14 protein-coding genes are annotated in these 15,584 nt (G+C 70.8%); 3 read left to right on the forward strand and 11 right to left on the reverse strand.

What is annotated here, in order from left to right; all coding sequences use genetic code 11:
* Positions 1-94: 94 nt before the first annotated feature.
* From HNR57_RS17515 to HNR57_RS17530, 4 genes are read right to left on the reverse strand one after another with little or no spacing between them, the layout of a single operon-like run.
* On the reverse strand, positions 95-766 hold the full coding sequence (locus tag HNR57_RS17515; RefSeq protein WP_184560954.1) for a response regulator: 672 nt from the start codon (positions 764-766) through the stop codon (positions 95-97).
* Positions 763-2,007, reverse strand: a complete 1,245-nt coding sequence (locus HNR57_RS17520) for a sensor histidine kinase (protein ID WP_184560955.1) — start codon at positions 2,005-2,007, stop codon at positions 763-765. The genes HNR57_RS17515 and HNR57_RS17520 overlap by 4 nt, the downstream gene beginning before the upstream one ends.
* Before the next feature lie 23 nt (positions 2,008-2,030).
* Complete coding sequence (locus HNR57_RS17525; protein WP_184560956.1) at positions 2,031-2,810, reverse strand: ABC-2 transporter permease; 780 nt, start codon at positions 2,808-2,810, stop codon at positions 2,031-2,033.
* On the reverse strand, positions 2,807-3,727 hold the full coding sequence (locus HNR57_RS17530; RefSeq protein ID WP_184560957.1) for an ABC transporter ATP-binding protein: 921 nt from the start codon (positions 3,725-3,727) through the stop codon (positions 2,807-2,809). The genes HNR57_RS17525 and HNR57_RS17530 overlap by 4 nt, the downstream gene beginning before the upstream one ends.
* 93 nt (positions 3,728-3,820) lie before the next feature.
* Here HNR57_RS17530 and HNR57_RS17535 point away from each other — a divergent pair, with 93 nt between their 5' ends.
* Positions 3,821-4,363, forward strand: a complete 543-nt coding sequence (locus HNR57_RS17535) for a GNAT family N-acetyltransferase (protein WP_184560958.1) — start codon at positions 3,821-3,823, stop codon at positions 4,361-4,363.
* 6 nt (positions 4,364-4,369) lie between these two features.
* Here the strand turns inward: HNR57_RS17535 and HNR57_RS17540 are convergent, their stop codons facing one another.
* The 7 genes from HNR57_RS17540 to HNR57_RS17570 form a co-directional block, all read right to left on the reverse strand.
* Positions 4,370-5,893 (reverse strand): type IV secretory system conjugative DNA transfer family protein, encoded by a 1,524-nt coding sequence (locus HNR57_RS17540; RefSeq protein ID WP_184560959.1) that lies wholly within the window; start codon positions 5,891-5,893, stop codon positions 4,370-4,372.
* A gap of 17 nt (positions 5,894-5,910) precedes the next feature.
* Positions 5,911-7,320, reverse strand: coding sequence for an ATP-binding protein (locus tag HNR57_RS17545; RefSeq protein ID WP_184560960.1), 1,410 nt, complete (start codon positions 7,318-7,320; stop codon positions 5,911-5,913).
* Positions 7,321-7,326: 6 nt separating this feature from the next.
* On the reverse strand, positions 7,327-8,883 hold the full coding sequence (locus HNR57_RS17550) for an SCO6880 family protein (protein WP_184560961.1): 1,557 nt from the start codon (positions 8,881-8,883) through the stop codon (positions 7,327-7,329).
* Complete coding sequence (locus HNR57_RS17555) at positions 8,880-10,205, reverse strand: hypothetical protein (protein ID WP_184560962.1); 1,326 nt, start codon at positions 10,203-10,205, stop codon at positions 8,880-8,882. Before HNR57_RS17555 ends, HNR57_RS17550 begins: the two co-directional genes overlap by 4 nt.
* A complete protein-coding gene (locus HNR57_RS17560; protein ID WP_184560963.1) occupies positions 10,195-11,022 on the reverse strand; it encodes a DUF8175 domain-containg protein in 828 nt (275 codons plus the stop codon). The genes HNR57_RS17555 and HNR57_RS17560 overlap by 11 nt, the downstream gene beginning before the upstream one ends.
* A gap of 209 nt (positions 11,023-11,231) precedes the next feature.
* On the reverse strand, positions 11,232-11,540 hold the full coding sequence (locus HNR57_RS17565) for a DUF8827 family protein (RefSeq protein WP_003991275.1): 309 nt from the start codon (positions 11,538-11,540) through the stop codon (positions 11,232-11,234).
* 479 nt (positions 11,541-12,019) lie between these two features.
* Positions 12,020-13,312, reverse strand: a complete 1,293-nt coding sequence (locus tag HNR57_RS17570; protein ID WP_184560964.1) for a S53 family peptidase — start codon at positions 13,310-13,312, stop codon at positions 12,020-12,022.
* A 298-nt stretch (positions 13,313-13,610) separates the two neighbouring features.
* Here HNR57_RS17570 and HNR57_RS17575 point away from each other — a divergent pair, with 298 nt between their 5' ends.
* Together HNR57_RS17575 and HNR57_RS17580 are read left to right on the forward strand one after the other, a co-directional pair.
* Positions 13,611-14,321, forward strand: coding sequence for a trypsin-like serine peptidase (locus tag HNR57_RS17575; RefSeq protein ID WP_376772260.1), 711 nt, complete (start codon positions 13,611-13,613; stop codon positions 14,319-14,321).
* Between the two features lie 170 nt (positions 14,322-14,491).
* The gene (locus tag HNR57_RS17580; protein WP_184560965.1) at positions 14,492-15,493 is read left to right on the forward strand and encodes a bifunctional lytic transglycosylase/C40 family peptidase; all 1,002 of its coding nucleotides are present in this window, start codon (positions 14,492-14,494) and stop codon (positions 15,491-15,493) included.
* Positions 15,494-15,584: the final 91 nt, after the last annotated feature.

The raw sequence follows: 15,584 nt of genomic DNA on the forward strand, positions 1-15,584 counted from the left end.
GGTACTGCAGGGGGGACCCTGTGGGAGAGTAGGACGCCGCCGAACAATTTTTGGGAAAACCCCCGTATCTTCGGATACGGGGGTTTTCTGCGTTTCAGGACGTCTCCACCAGCTTGGTGTCGTACGCCAGGATGACCGCCTGAATGCGGTCGCGGGAACCGGTCTTGGCGAGGATACGACCCACGTGGGTCTTCACCGTCGACTCGGCCAGGTGGAGACGGGCGGCTATCTCCGTGTTGGTCCAGCCCTTTCCGATCACCGTAAGGATTTCGCGTTCCCGGTCCGTCAGGGAAGCGAGACGGGGGTCGTCCGGGGGCGGGGCCTCGGACGAGGGAGCGGTCGGCAGGTGGTGGACGTAGGCGTCCAGGAGGCGGCGGGTCAGGCTGGGGGCGACCACCGCGTCTCCCGTGGCCACCGCGCGGATGCCGGCGAGGAGTTCCTCGGGCTGGGCGTCCTTGACGAGGAAGCCGGAGGCGCCTGCGCGGAGCCCGGCGTAGGCGTACTCGTCCAGGTCGAAGGTGGTGACGATCAGGATGCGGGTGCGGTCGCCGGCGGAGGTGATGCGGCGGGTCGCCTCGATGCCGTCGAGGCCGGGCATGCGGATGTCCATGAGGACGACGTCGGGATGGAGCTCGGCCGCCATGCGGACCGCTTCGCTGCCGTTCGCCGCCTCGCCCACGACCGTCATGTCGTCCTGGCTCTCCAGCAGCATGCGGGAGCCGAAGCGCTGAAGAGGCTGGTCGTCGGCGATGAGGACCGTGGTCACTGCGGGGACTCCTCGGGAAGAGACAGGCGGACACGCCAGCCCCGCTCCGGGTGGGGGCGGGGGCCGGCCTCAAGTGTGCCGCCGTACAAGGCCGTTCGCTCGCGCATTCCGGGGAGCCCGCGGCCGTCCCGGGAGGTCCCGTCGGTGCGGCTGCCGTGGCCGGTGTCGGTGATCGTGACGGTGACGGCGGATTTCTCCTCGTAGGAGAGCTCTATGTCCGCGGTGGCGTGGGGGCCGCCGTGTTTGAGGGTGTTGGTGAGGGCTTCCTGGATGACGCGGTAGACGGTGAGCTGGCGGCCCGGCGGGAGGGTGGGGCTGCCGTGGATGGTGGTGGTGACGGGGAGGCCGGCGGAGCGGACGCCGTCGAGGAGCTGGTCGAGGTCGGTGAGGCCCGGCTGGGGGGTCAGGTCGGGCTGCTGCCTCTCCTCCTCGCGCAGGACGTCGAGGAGGCGGCGGAGTTCGGTGAAGGCCTGGCGGCTGGTGGTGGCGATGGCGTCGAGAGCCTGGGCCGCGCGTTCGGGGGACTTGGCGGCCGCGTATCGGCCGCCGTCGGCGAGGCCGGTGATCACGGAGAGGTTGTGGCCGATGATGTCGTGCATCTCGCGGGCGATGCGGCCGCGTTCGGCGGCGGTGGCGAGCTGGGCCTGCTGGTCGCGTTCGGTCTCCAGGCGGCGGGCACGGTCCTCCAGGGCCTCGGTGTAGTCCCGGCGGGTGCGGACCGTGGCGCCGATGAGGACGGCCACGGTGATGGACATCAGATGTGAGCCGATCTGCTGGTCCCAGGTGCCCTCGCCGTGGCGGAGGGCCGACACGAGGACCGGGGCGATCACCAGGGCCGTCGCCCACCACAGGTTGCGCAGCGGACGGCGCAGGGCCAGGTGGTAGACGAGGACCAGTTGGAGCAGGGCTGCCTGGAGGGCGGCGCCGGTCCAGGCGTTGACGAGGGCGAAGGGGACCATGGCGGCCAGGACGGCGCCGGGGTGGGTGCGGCGCCACAGCAGCGGGGCCGAGAGGCCGAGGCTCAGGGTGAGGAGGAGCCAGCCGGGGACGTCGAGCTGATGGGCGTTGTTGCGCCAGCCGCCGCCGGCGTAGTCGATCAGGGCGGCGGTGACCCAGAAGCCGGTGAAGTGGAGGTCCCACAGCAGGGGGTGGCGTCGGTCGAAGGCGCGCACCCTGTGGGTGAGGCGCTGGGCGTAGTCGGTGAGGGGCTCCGGCGCCCGGTCTTCCGTCACGGGGTCCATCGTGCGGGATGTGCTGCCGGGCTTCATACGTCTTTTCGGCGCAGGACCACCGCGGCCGCCGTGAGGATGACCGCCGTCCACAGGAGCATGGCCAGCAGCGCGGCGCCCGGGGAGGCGGTTCCGGGCAGGGGCTGGGCCGTGGTGAGGGCTTCCAGGGCCTTGCCGGGGAAGTAGCGGACGGCGTCGTCGACGAAGGCGTACGGGAGCATGGCCAGGATCTCCGGGAGGATCATGACGAGGCCGATGAAGGCGCCGATGGCCGTGGGGACCGAGCGGAGCAGGGCGCCGATGCCCAGGGCGAGGACGGCGAGGAGGGTGAGACCTGCCGCGTTGCCCGCGAGGGCGCGCAGGACGCCGGGGTCGCCGAGGGAGGCGGAGAGGTCGGTGCCGGTGAGGAAGGACTGGGCGAGGGGGAAGGTGAGGAGGTTCGTCGCCAGGGTGAGGGGGAGGGCGACCGCGGTCAGGACGGCGGCCTTGGACCACAGGACGGGCAGGCGGCGCGGGACGGCCGTCATCGTGGCGCGGATCTGGCCGGTGGAGTACTCGCCGGCGGTGGCCAGGATGCCCAGTACGCCGAGGTTGATCGTGGCGAACTGGGTGCCGAGGAGGACGAACATGACGGTGTCCATGCCGCCTTCGCCGGTGCCGTCGTAGGCGGCGCCGAGGCCGGCGCCCATGGCCGCGGTGAGGGCGCTGGTGACGGCGAGGGTGATCCAGGTGGAGCGCAGGGTCCAGAACTTGTGCCACTCGGAGCGCAGGACGCGGGCCGGGGTCACGCGGTAGGGCAGGGTCGTCATGGTCATGCCGCTGCTCCTTGCAGGGTCGCCGGGTACTCCACCGCGTCGCGGGTGAGGTCCATGAAGGCCTCTTCCAGGGAGGCGGAGGCGGGGGTCAGTTCGTACAGGGGGATGCCGTGGGCGGCCGCCGTGCGGCCGATGTGCTGGGCGTCCGTGCCGCGGATCAGGAGGGTGCCGGGGGTGTCGGTGGTGATGTCGGTGCCGGGGGCGGTGAGGAGGCCGGCGAGGGCGGTGGCCTCCGGGGTGACGACCTTGGTGGTGCCCGCGCCGGATTCGCGTACGAAGTCGGTGACCGTGGTGTCGGCGAGGAGGCGGCCGCGGCCGATGATGACCAGGTGCTCGGCGGTGAGGGCCATCTCGCTCATCAGGTGCGAGGAGACCAGGACCGTACGGCCTTCCGCGGCGAGGGACTTGAGCAGGTTGCGGATCCACAGGACGCCCTCCGGGTCGAGGCCGTTGACCGGCTCGTCGAGGATGAGCGTGGCCGGGTCGCCGAGGAGGGCGGCGGCGATGCCCAGGCGCTGTCCCATGCCGAGGGAGAAGCCCTTGACGCGGCGGTGCGCCACGTCGGTCAGGCCGGTGAGGCCGAGGACGTGTTCGACCCGGCTGCGGGGGATGCCGTGGGTGTGGGCGAGGGCGCGCAGGTGGTGGTAGGCGGTGCGGCCGGGGTGGACCGAGCGGGCCTCCAGCAGGGCGCCGACCTCGGTGAGGGGCGCGGGGTGGGTGGCGTAGGAGCGGCCGGCCACGGTGGCGTGGCCGCGGGTGGGGGCGTCGAGGCCGAGGAGCATGCGCATGGTCGTGGACTTGCCGGCGCCGTTCGGGCCGAGGAAGCCGGTGACGGTGCCGGGCCGGACGGTGAAGGACAGGTCCGTGACGACCGTCCGGTCGCCGTAGCGTTTGGTGAGTTCGTGTGCCGTCAGCATGGTTCGATGCTCGTGCGTGCGGGGGCGGAGGGCGTCGGACCGGCGGGGTAATCGGGGTGAGGGGCGTCGTACCGGGGTACTACCGTGGCCCGCATGAGCTATGTGATCCGGTCCGTCCGTGCTGATGAGTGGCCTGCGGCGAAGGAGCTGCGGCTCGCGGCGCTGCGGGATCCGGTGGCGCACCTGGCCTTCCTGGAGACGTACGAGGAGGCCGCGGCCCGACCGGACGCCTTCTGGCAGGAGCGGACCGCGGGGGCTGCCGAAGGGGCGGACAAGGCGCAGCAGATCATCGCCGTGGGGCCGGACGGGCGGTGGGTGGGGACGCTGACCGTGCTCGTGGAGGAGCCCGGGACGACGGACTGGGCCGGGTTTCCGGTGGAGCGGAAGCAGGGCCATGTGGTCGGCGTGTTCGTACGGCCCGAGGAGCGCGGGAGCGGGCTGACCGAGGTGCTGTTCGACGCGGCCCTGGAGTGGTCGTGGGGGCGGGGTCTCGAGCGGGTGCGGCTCATCGTGCACGAGGAGAACGGGCGGGCGCAGCGGTTCTACCGGCGGGTGGGGTTCCTGCCGAGCGGGATGACGGTGCCGCTGGGGGACGCCGGGGAGCTGGAGCTGGAGTTCGTGCTCGAGCGGGAGTGACGGGTCCTAGACGGGGAGTTCGTCGTGCGGCCAGCGGGCGCGGCCCTGTTCGCGGGACCGGAGCAGGGCCAGGGTCGGCATGCCCTGGTCCGCTCCGGTGGCCAGCAGCTCCGGGAGCTGGGGAAGCGGGGCCACGGCCGCGACGTCGTCCAGGACGAGCGTCATTGGTGGGTCGAGGCGACCGGCCGATGACCGTTCGGCCATGTGCCGGCCGCGCTCGACCACGCTGGAGACGAGGGCCGTCAGGAGGGGCATGGCGCCCGGGTTCGTCCTGGGGTCCTCGATGGATTCCCCCACCACATAAAGCGTGCCCCCTTCGTGGACGAAGGAATCCAAGGCGAGGGCATCAGTTCGGTTGGGAGTGCAGGCTTCGCGGATGTTGACCGTGGAGAGGGCGGCCAGGGCGCGGGTGGTCAACTGCTGGGCCATGTCGCGGCGTTCGGGGTGGGCCGTGAGGGCGCCTTCGAGTTCACCGGCGGAGCCGGGGGCGGCCTTGGGGTTGGTGCGGAGGATGCGTACGGCGTCCTGGATCTGGGTGCCCTGGGACCAGCGGTGGACGTGGCGGATGGTGCGGCCGTCGATCGCCGCGGCGTGCAGGTAGCTCCGCAGGAGTATCTCGGCTGTGTCGCTGAGGGCTTGGTCGAGTTTGGCGGTGGGGCGGACGGGGGTGAGGAGGGCGGTGGCTCTCGTGGTCGCTGTCGCCTTGTCCTCGCAGCCGGCGGTGGGGGACCAGTGGAGGCGGGACGGGGTGTCGCAGAGGTGGGTGGGGTCGTAGAGGTGGGTGGGGCCCAGTTTGGCTCTGGCGTCCTTGGTGTCCTGCCAGAGGGCGGGGTTCGAGGTGACGACGAGGGCGGGGCCTTCGGCGTCGCGTACGGCTTGGGTTGCGGTGGTCCGCCGGGTTTCCCTCGGGGCTACGAGGACCTTTTCCCATGTGACCGCCCGTTCCTGGGCGAACAGGGGAGCCGGGGCCGTGGCGGGGACTGTAGTCGAGGGAGGCGGAACCGTTGCCGGCTCCGAGGGGTGCGAGCGGGGAGTCGGCACCTCGTGCTGCACCGCCGTCGATACGTGCTCGGTTGCCGGTGCCGGTGCCGGTGTCTGAGCCGGTGCCTCGTGCGGCGTGGGCAGGGGCGGTTCCTGCGCCGCCCGGATCCTCTCTTCCCGGCGTCTCGCGCGAACCGCCCGCCACCGGGCCAGCGTGCCCATCACGAACACGGTCAGGACGACCAGGATCATCAGCTGGCCGATGAACAGGCCCCAGAACAGGCCGTAGCCGGAGAGTTCGCCGGGGGGCGTGTCGGGCCAGGCGCCGGGGATGTCGTGGGGCTGGGCGATGAGGCCGCGCATGGCCAGGGGGGTGCGGGCGAAGGTGACGCCGGACGGCCAGGAGCCGTGGGCGAACAGGGCGGCGAGGCCGGTGGCCGTCCACACCAGCACGGTCATGCCGAGGAGGAATGCCAGTATGCCGACCAGCAGGCCGTCGGGGATGCCTCCCTGGCCGTCCCGCGGGGTGTGGCGGTCGTCCGGTCTCACGCGTCCTCCCCTTGCGCCTACGCCACCGTCGATTCGGAGTCGCCCAGGTGGTGCTCCACGAAGGCCGCGGCCCGTTCCTCCGCCTCCAGTTCGGCGGCGTGCAGGGCGTCGTCCGCGAGGTCGTCGGAGGATTCAGTCATCGCGCGGTCGGTGAAGACCAGGGGGCGTTCGGTCTCCGTGACCAGGTGTTTGACGACCTGGACGTTGCCGTTGACGTCCCAGACGGCGATGCCGGGGGTGAGGGTCGGGATGATCTCCACCGCCCAGCGGGGCAGGCCCAGGACGCGGCCCGTCGCCCTCGCCTCGTCCGCCTTCTGGGCGTAGATCGTCCTGGTCGAGGCCATCTTGAGGATCGCCGCCGCTTCCTTGGCGGCTGCCCCGTCCACGACGTCCGACAGGTGGTGGACCACCGCCACGAACGACAGGCCCAGGCGTCGGCCGAACTTCAGCAGGCGCTGGAACAGCTGCGCGACGAAGGGGCTGTTGATGATGTGCCAGGCCTCCTCGACCAGGAAGATGCGCTTCTTCCGGTCGGGGCGGATCCAGGTGTGCTCCAGCCAGACGCCGACGATCGCCATGAGGATGGGCATGGCGATGGAGTTGCGGTCGATGTGGGACAGGTCGAAGACGATGAGCGGGGCGTCGAGGTCGATGCCGACCGTCGTCGGGCCGTCGAACATGCCGCGCAGGTCACCGTCGACGAGGCGGTCCAGGACCAGGGCGACGTCGAGGCCCCAGGCCCGTACGTCGTCTATGGCGACGTTCATCGCCTCGGCCGACTCGGGCTCGGGGTGGCGCAGCTGCTCGACGATGTCGGTCAGGACCGGCTGGCGGTCGACGATGGTCTCGTTGACGTAGGCGTGGGCGACCTTGAGGGCGAAGCCGGAGCGTTCGTCCAGGCCGTGGCCCATGGCGACCTCGATGATCGTGCGGAGCAGCGCGAGCTGGCCCGTGGTGGTGATCGCGGGGTCGAGCGGGTTGAGGCGGATGCCCATGTCCAGGGCGGCCATGGGGTCCAGGCGGATGGGAGTTATCCCCAGCTCCTGCGCGATGAGGTTCCACTCGCCGACGCCGTCCTCGCCCTGGGCGTCCAGGACGACGACCTGACGGTCGCGGAAGCGGAGCTGGCGCAGCACGTACGTCTTCTCCAGCGCCGACTTGCCGTTGCCGGACTCCCCGAGGACCAGCCAGTGGGGGGCGGGGAGCTGCTGGCCGTAAAGCTGGAAGGGGTCGTAGATGTAGCCCTTTCCGGAGTACACCTCGCGGCCGATGATGACGCCGGAGTCGCCGAGGCCGGGGGCGGCGGTCGGGAGGTAGACCGCCTGGGCCTGGCCCGTGGACGTGCGCACCGGGAGCCGGGTCGTCTCCACCTTCCCGAAGAGGAAGGAGGTGAAGGCGTCGGTGAGGACGGACAGCGGGTCCCGCATCAGGTCCTACCTCCGAATGCCGGTGGCGAAGGGAAGGGTGTTCACGAAGGCGCGGTGGTGCTCGCGGTCGCACCATTCCAGCTTGAGGTACGACTTGCCCGCGGAGGCCCTTATCGTGCGCTTGTCGCGGGCGAGGGCGTCGGGGTTGCGGGAGGAGACGGTGATGTAGCCGACGAGGTTGACGCCGGCCGCGCCGCTGGCGAGGTCCTCGCCGCGCTGGTCGAGCCGGGAGTGGGCGGCGATGTCGCGCGGGTCGACCGTGCGGTTCATCTTGGCGGCGCGGGAGGCCTCGGCCTCGTCGTTGGTCTTCTCGGTCAGCATGCGCTCGATGGCGACCTCGGTGGGTTCGAGGTCCATGGTGACGGCGACCGTGCGGATGACGTCCGGGGTGTGGACGAGCAGCGGGGCGAGGAAGTTGACGCCGACGGGGGTCATCGGCCACTCCTTCACCCAGGCCGTGGCGTGGCACCAGGGGGCGCGGGTGGAGGACTCGCGGGTCTTGGCCTGGAGGTAGGTGGGCTCCATGGCGTCCAGCTCGGCCGGCCAGGCATTACGTTTCGTCATCGCCTGGATGTGGTCGATCGGGTGGTCCGGGTCGTACATGGAGTGGATCAGCGAGGCCAGCCGTCCCTGACCGAGCGGCTGCCGCACGCGGATGTCGGCCTCCTGCAGGCGCGAGCAGATGTCGGTGAGCTCGCGGGCCATGACGACGGCGAGCCCGGCGTCCCGGTCGACCTTGCCGCCGTGGGCGCGGGCGGCCCGGGCCATGGCGTTGGCCTCGGCGGCGAGGTCGCGCGTGTAGTGCATGCAGGCGACGAGGTAGGCGCGGTGCTGCTCGCTGCTGGTGGACACCATCGACTGGAGCTGGTCGTAGGACTCCTGGAGCCAGGGCAGGGCCTTGTCGTCGCCGCGGACGGCGACGTCCTTGGCGTGGGCGTCCGGGTCGGCCGGGAGGGTGCGGGCCAGCATCTGGATGCGGGTGACGAAGCCGTCGCCGTTGGCGACGTGCTTGAGCAGGGTGCCGAAGCGGTCGACGAGGGCCTCTTGGTCCTCGCTGTCGCGCAGGCCGACGCCGGGGCCCTCGATCTCGATGGCGGCGGTGACGGTCTTGCGGTCGGCGTGCAGGAGCACGGCGATCTCGTCGGGGCCGAAGGGCGCGGCCAGCCAGGTGATGCGGCCGATGCCCGGGGGCGGGCCGACCTCGATCTCCTTGCCGTCCAGCCGGGTGCCGGCCTCGATCGCGGTGGAGCGGTAGGTGGTGCCCTGCTTGAGGGTCCGCTTGTAGCTGCGGTTGATCTCGAACCACCTGTAGAACGTGCGGTGCTTGTACGGCACGTACACCGCGGCCAGCGCCAGCATCGGGAACCCGGCGAGCAGCACGATGCGCAGCGACAGGACCGGGACGAGGAGCCCGCACATCATGCCGAGGAACGCGCCCACGACGATCAGGGCGATCTCGCCGGTCTCGCGGTTGCGGCCGATGATCGCGTTCGGCCGGGCGCGGCCGATCAGGTACGTCCGGCGGGGCGTGACCGGATGGGACACGTGGGACTCGGTCGTCAACGCCCTTCACCTCCCGTGCGGTTGGTACTGCTGTTGCGGGTGTTGCTGGCGTGTGGACTGTTGACGGCGCTGCTCGAACGAGGGGCGGGTGCGGCGGAGGGGACAGATCCGCCGCCGTTCGAGGTGCGCCCACTGTGCGCGGCGACTCCGCCGGAGACGGGGTTGCTGGGGCGGGGGGCGGAGGACTGGCTGCCTCCGCCGTTGTTGTCGGCGCGGGAGCTGTGGGTCTTGATGCCCTGCGCGACGAGGGTGGCCGGGGAGCTGATGACCGCGGCGGCCTTGCCTTCGGCGCCCTGCATGAGGCGGTTGTTGCGGGAGCCGGCGATCTCGTCGCCGAAGCCGGGGACGAAGCGGTAGATCATCGCGCTGGCGAAGATGGCGAGCAGGATTATGGCGAGGCCGGAGACGACGGCGGAGAAGGCGTTCGGGCCGTCGTCGGCGGAGAGTGCGCCGGCGAGGCCGAGGACGATGACGATGACCGGCTTGATGAGGATGACGGCGATCATGATGCCGGCCCAGCGGCGGACGTGGCCCCACAGGTTCTTGTCGACGAGGCCGGCGTAGACGACGGTGCCGAGGAGGGCGCCGACGTAGAGGAGCGCCGCCCTGATGACGAGCTCCAGCCAGAGGACTCCGGCGGCGAGGATGCTGACCAGGGAGACGACGATCAGCATGATCGGGCCGCCGCCGATGTCCTCGCCCTTCTTGAGGGCTTCGGAGAACGTGCCGAAGAACGCGTCGGTCTGGTCGCCGGTGGCTTTCGCGAGGACCTCGGTGATGCCGTCGGTCGCGGAGACGACGGTGTAGAGGATCAGGGGGGTGAAGGCGGAGGCCAGCACCGTGAGCCACAGGAAGCCGATGGCTTCGGAGAGGGCGGTGGTCAGGGGGACGCCGCGGACGGCTCGCTTGGCGACGGCGAGGAGCCAGAGCAGGAGCGTGAGGATCGTCGACGCGGCGAAGACGACGGCGTACTGCTGGAGGAACTTGGGGTTGGTGAAGTCGACGTTGGCGGTCTCCTTCACGGCGTCGCTGAGCTTGTCGACGGTCCAGGAGGCGGCGTCGGCACAGCCCTTGGCGAGGGAGGCGAGGGGGTCGAGGGTGGAGGTGGGGTCGAGCCGGGAGGTACCGCTGCCGCTTCCGCTGCCGGTGTCGCCCTCGCAGATCTCCCGGGCCCGGCCGGAGAGCAGGGAGCAGTTGTCGTTGCTTGGGCTGGGCGAGGGCGTGGGAGCGGCTGCCGCCCGGGTGGCGAAGAGGACCAGGGCGGTCTGGACGGCGGTGAGGGCTGCGGCGACCTTGACTGCGCTGCGCGGGCTACCGGGCATACGTGAACCCTCCGAACTCCTCGACGGCCTTGGAGATGGCGTCCGACGTCGACACCCTGTTGTCGCCGTTGACCGGCGCGGGGCCTTCCTTCTGGGAGAAGCTGTCGACCTTCCAGTCGCCGTCGGTCCAGCGCAGCTGGAGGGTCATGGTGAACCAGTCGTTGGTGACCGGGTTCTGTGAGCTCTCCCCTGTCATCCCGAACACGCCGGTGCACCAGACCTCGACGGTGGCGGTGCTGCCCGAGAAGTCGGTGACCTTGGTGCCGACCGGCATCGTGCGGGAGACGTAGGTGCTGCCCTTGGGCGCGTCGCCGTTCTCGTCCAGGCCGACCTTCTCCAGGAACGCCTTGCTGTAGACCCGGTCGAGGTTCTTCTCCAGTTCGGAGACCTTGTCGGCGTCGAACACCTGGCGGACGATCTCCGGTCGCCGGGCGGGCTTGAGGATGTCGGCGGAGACGAGGACGACGGCGTAGTTCGCCGCCGCGCTCTCCGCGCCCTCCTGGTCCTGGGCGAAGCCCGACGGGATGCCCGCGGCGGACTTGGACTTGACGGGGCGTTGGCCGGAAGGGGCCGTCGCCGCTGCGTCGGGCTTGCCGGAGGAGCCGTCCGTCGAAGAGGAACTGTCGCCGTCCCCCCGGTTCGCGAAGGCGATCGCTGCGATCAGGAGGACCACCACGCCGACCACCGTGACCAGGCTGCGGGAGGACGAGCGGCGGCGCGGGTCGCCGAAGGCGTCGCCGGAGTCGGGCAGGCGGGTGCGGGTCTGGCCCGTACCCGCGTAGCCGCCGGAGGACTCGTGGTCGTCACCGAGACTCATGCCGCGTACGCCCCCTCGACGTCGTGCGGAAACACTTCGTACCGGTCGTACTTCTCATACTCCTCGTACGACGGTAGCCGTGCTGGTTCCCGCGCGGGCGCGGTGGGGTGACTCGACATCAGGGAAACGCAACCTCAGCCGGTGGGCACGACGGGCGGGTGGGATGGAGGGGGAGCCGGGCGTGCCCGGCCGGGCGGTCGGTGCCCTGGCTACACGGCCATGCCGTACACGATGGTGAAGAGAGTGCCGAGGGAGCCGATGATGAAGACTCCTGTGAGGCCCGCGATGATGAGGCCCTTGCCCTGCTCCGCGCTGAAGGTGTCGCGCAGGGCGGTCGCTCCGATGCGCTGCTTGGCGGCGCCCCAGATGGCGATGCCGAGGCAGAGCAGGATGGCCACCGCCATCACGACCTCGATCATCACCTTCGCCTCGTTGCCCAGGCTGCCGAAGGGGCCCCAGTCCGGAGCGATCCCGCCGATGATGGTGTTGATGTCTCCCTTGTCGGCCGCAAAGAGCATGTAAGTCACCGCCCCTGTTGGGTAGTTCCGCACCCTCTGCGGTCGTGCAGAGGTCAGGCCTCATTGTCGCCGACAATGATGCTGTCGGATGTCGACTTGGCGTCATTGATTGGCGGGTTTCGTACGAATACCTTGCCACCGTTCCGCTCCGGCCCCTAGGGGAGGTGACGGGCGGTGTGCGAAGGATCGTATGGTCACTCTGTGTATCACGGCAGGTCACCCCGGGCAATGAGGCCTGGGCGGAACCTGGTGTGTGGTTCCGTCGTTGTGCCGCTCTTGCGGCCTTTCTCACCTTCGCAGGCTGTTTCTGACGGCTGGTCGGGTGAGTGGTCGCGCCGGTGTCCCCGGGGTGAAGGCTACCTGGCAAGGCGAAGGGGCCGCGGCTGGGTTGCCGCGGCCCCTTCGTCATCGGCCGTCCCCGGGCCCCCACGGCCCCGGGCGGCGTGCCCCGGTGACGGTCTGTCACCGGCCGGGAGGCGTCAGCCGGTGAAGGCGCCGAGTCCCTCCGGGGTGCCCAGACCGGTCGGACCGTCGTAGCCCGTCCGGGCGGTGCAGAAGTAGCTGGTGGTGCAGCTGCCGTTGCTGCCGCTGATGACGTCGTTCAGGGCGGAGGTGTTCGCGTAGGGGAACTTGGCCGGGTAGGAGCCGGTGGACGGGGTGCCCGCGAGGGCGTAGACGCTCGCGATGATCGGGGCGGAGGCGCTGGTGCCGCCGTAGGTGGCCCAGCCCTGGCCGTCGGCGCCGTAGGTGTCGTAGACGGAGACGCCGGTCGCCGGGTCGGCGACGGCCGAGACGTCGGCGATCATGCGCCGGGTGCAGCCGGTGTCGGTCTGCCAGGCGGGCTTGGTGTCGTAGGCGGAGCAGCCGGAGCCGGTGCCCTCGGTGCCGCTGGTCCGCCAGACGCTCTCGGTCCAGCCGCGGGTGGTGGAGGAGGCGGTGAGGCTGGTGCCGCCGACGGAGGTCACGTACTTGGACGCCGCCGGGTACTCGGCGCCGTAGCCGGCGTCGCCCGCGCTGACGGTGATGGCGACGCCCGGGTGGTTGAAGTAGGTGGAGTCGTACGTCGCGTCGGAGGAGGACTCGCCGCCGCCGTAGCTGTTGGAGACGTACTTGGCGCCCAGGGAGACGGCCTCATTGACGGCGGCGCCGAGGTTGGCCATGGAGGCGGACTTCGCTTCGACGAGGGTGATGTGGCAGTTCGGGCAGACGGCGCTCGCCATGTCGAGGTCGAGGGAGATCTCGCCGGCCCAGCCGCTGTCGGCGGTGGGGAGGGCGGTGGTGGAACCGGTCTGGCTCACCTTCTTGAAGCAGCCGTTCGCCGTGGTGCAGGCGGGCAGGCCGTAGTGCGAGCGGTAGGCGGCGAGGTCGGACTCGGCGTTCGGGTCGTCGTAGGCGTCGACGATGGCGATGGTCCGGCCGGAGCCGTTGCTCGTGGCGGCGGAGGTCAGGCCGTAGGCGCTGCGGAGGTCGGTGGGGCCGTAGCCGGAGGGGGAGGTGGCTTCGGCGGTTTTGGCCGAGATGCCGTGCTGCTTCTGGAAGGCGGTGACGCCCCCCGTGACGCGCAGGGCGTTGCAGGCCATCTCGCCCTGGTGGCGGGGCAGGGCGCAGGAACGGGTCCAGGTGACCTTGGAGGTGCTCGTGTCCGCGGCGGCCTGGGCGTGGGCGGCGCTGGCGAGGCCGGTGAGGAGGAGCGCGGCGGCCGCGGTGACGGCGGAGGCCGTGCGGCGCCATCTGCGGCGGGTGGAGGGGGTGTTGTGCGGTGTCGTGCGCAAGGTACAGCCTCCAGGCAGTGGTGGGCAGAGGCCTGCGGGTGGGGGAACCGCCGGTGCGTTTCCCGGCGGGGGCGGCGACCCGCGACGACGATGGCTTGTTGGGTACGTGACAACAAGACCGGTTTCGGAATCCTGACCTCTGCATTGCTGAAGGAGGCGGGGGGCTTACTGATCGCTGACGAGTCGATTGCGGGGCGAAGGGAACGGCTTGACCCGAAGGGGCCGGGTGCGCGGTGAAGCGCCGGGCGCGGGCCGGTGTCTGACGTTCCTCTCACCTTCGTCCTGCACAGTCGCTCCGGTGAAGCGCGTCCTGGTCGTCGTCGTGATGCTCGTCGGCCTCGTCACCATGTCCGTCGCGACCGCCGGCGACGGGGGCGGGTCCCTCGGGGTGACCGTCACCGGGCGGGATGCACGGGTCGGGGTGCTTCTGCGCACCGCGGGAGGAGGACACTTCTGCACGGCGTCGGTGGTGGACGCCCCGCACCGGGACCTGATCGTCACCGCGGCGCACTGCCTGGGCGGCGACGGTGGGCTGGTCTTCGCGCCGGGCTACCGGGACGGACGCGCCCCCTACGGGGAGTGGAAGGTGCGGCGGCGGTTCCTGGCCCGGAGGTGGGTCGAGGGGCGGCACGAGGACAGCGACGTGGGATTCGCCGCGCTCGCGCCCCGGGGCGGCGAGGAGGTCCAGGACGCCGTCGGCGGGAACCGGTTCGTCACCGGCACGGTGACCGGGGCCACCGCGGTGACCGTCACCGGGTACCCCAGCGCGCGGGAGACGGCCGTCAGCTGCACCGCCGAGCCGCGGGCGCTCAGCCGCACCCAGCAGCGCATCGCGTGCCCCGGATTCAGCGGCGGCACCAGCGGCAGCCCCTGGGTGAACGGGGACGGGCAGGTCGTCGGGGTTCTCGGCGGGCACGATCAGGGCGGGACGACCCCCGGCGTCTCCTACAGCGTGGTCCTCGGCGCGGAGGCGGAGCGGCTGTACGGGCGGGCCGCGAGGGGTGCGTGACGGGCCGTGAACCCGTGCGCCGGGCCGGGGACGCCGTGCTCTGGCCGTGCTGCCCGTGCCGTGGCCCGTTCCTCCGTCCGCCCCGACTCTCGTCCACGTGATCATTCCCGGGTGTGCCGGCCGCCTCTACACTGACCAACGGACTCCTGGGCGGTGAGGGGCGGTTGACGGTGCGTAAGGCATGGATCGTGGCGAGTGTCGCCATCAGCTCCGCCCTGGCCTTCGTGATGCTGCTCGTCGTCGGGGTCTACCTGGTCGCCGGGAATCTGGTCAACGGCGTGAGCGGCGGGGCGAAATCGCTGGCCAAGGGGTCGGTGCCCGCCGCGTACGCGGCCCTTGTGCAGAAGTGGGGCAACCTCTGCCCCGCCATCAGCCCGGCCCTGCTCGCCGCCCAGCTCTACCAGGAGAGCGGCTTCAACCCGAGGGCCCAGAGCCACGCCGCCGCGCAGGGCATAGCGCAGTTCATCCCCGGAACCTGGGCCAGCCACGGCATCGACGGCGACGGCGACGGCGACCGTGACGTGTGGGACCCGAAGGACGCGATCCCCTCCGCCGCCTCCTACGACTGCGAACTCGCGTCGTACGTGAAGAAGGTTGGCGGGAATCCGACCGAAAACATGCTGGCCGCCTACAACGCGGGGGCGTACGCGGTGATCAAGTACGGGGGCGTGCCGCCGTACAGCGAGACCCGGAACTACGTGAAGCGGATCACGACGCTCTCGGAGAGCTTCGCGGCGCCGGTCGGGCGGGTCGACCCCTCCGAGCAGGCCGCCGCCGCGATCGAGTACGCGCAGAAGAAGCTCGGCACGCCCTACCTCTGGGGCGGCACCGGCACCGCTGAGCAGGGCGGACGTTTCGACTGCTCGGGACTGACCCAGGCCGCCTACGAGACCGTGGGCATCAAGCTGCCGCGCGTCGCCAACGACCAGTACAACGCCGGTCCGCACCCCTCGCGGGACGAACTGCTCCCCGGTGACCTCGTGTTCTTCTCGGACGACCTCACCAATTCCCGTGCCATCCGGCATGTCGGCATTTATGTCGGAGGCGGGTACATGATCGACGCGCCCCGGACCGGTGCCGTCATCCGGTTCGACCCGATCGACACCCCCGACTACTTCGGAGCCACCCGCGTCACCGAAGATGGCGCGAAAGCACTGCCCACGACTGTGTGAACCGTGTGTGAACCCACCCCCTGAGCTGCGAAGACGTATCTCTCTTCGATAACGTCTGCGTGATCATTCGGTGGAGTGTGGAACGTATCAA

This window comes from Streptomyces paradoxus (assembly GCF_014202475.1).
Lineage (GTDB): Bacteria > Actinomycetota > Actinomycetes > Streptomycetales > Streptomycetaceae > Streptomyces > Streptomyces paradoxus.

Coding starts and splice junctions, on each gene's coding strand:
- HNR57_RS17520 (WP_184560955.1), bottom strand. CDS start 2,007: ATGGACCCCGTGACGGAAGACCGGGCGCCGGAGCCCCTCACCGACTAC.
- HNR57_RS17525 (WP_184560956.1), bottom strand. CDS start 2,810: ATGACCATGACGACCCTGCCCTACCGCGTGACCCCGGCCCGCGTCCTG.
- HNR57_RS17530 (WP_184560957.1), bottom strand. CDS start 3,727: ATGCTGACGGCACACGAACTCACCAAACGCTACGGCGACCGGACGGTC.
- HNR57_RS17535 (WP_184560958.1), top strand. CDS start 3,821: ATGAGCTATGTGATCCGGTCCGTCCGTGCTGATGAGTGGCCTGCGGCG.
- HNR57_RS17545 (WP_184560960.1), bottom strand. CDS start 7,320: ATGCGGGACCCGCTGTCCGTCCTCACCGACGCCTTCACCTCCTTCCTC.
- HNR57_RS17555 (WP_184560962.1), bottom strand. CDS start 10,205: ATGCCCGGTAGCCCGCGCAGCGCAGTCAAGGTCGCCGCAGCCCTCACC.
- HNR57_RS17560 (WP_184560963.1), bottom strand. CDS start 11,022: ATGAGTCTCGGTGACGACCACGAGTCCTCCGGCGGCTACGCGGGTACG.
- HNR57_RS17565 (WP_003991275.1), bottom strand. CDS start 11,540: ATGCTCTTTGCGGCCGACAAGGGAGACATCAACACCATCATCGGCGGG.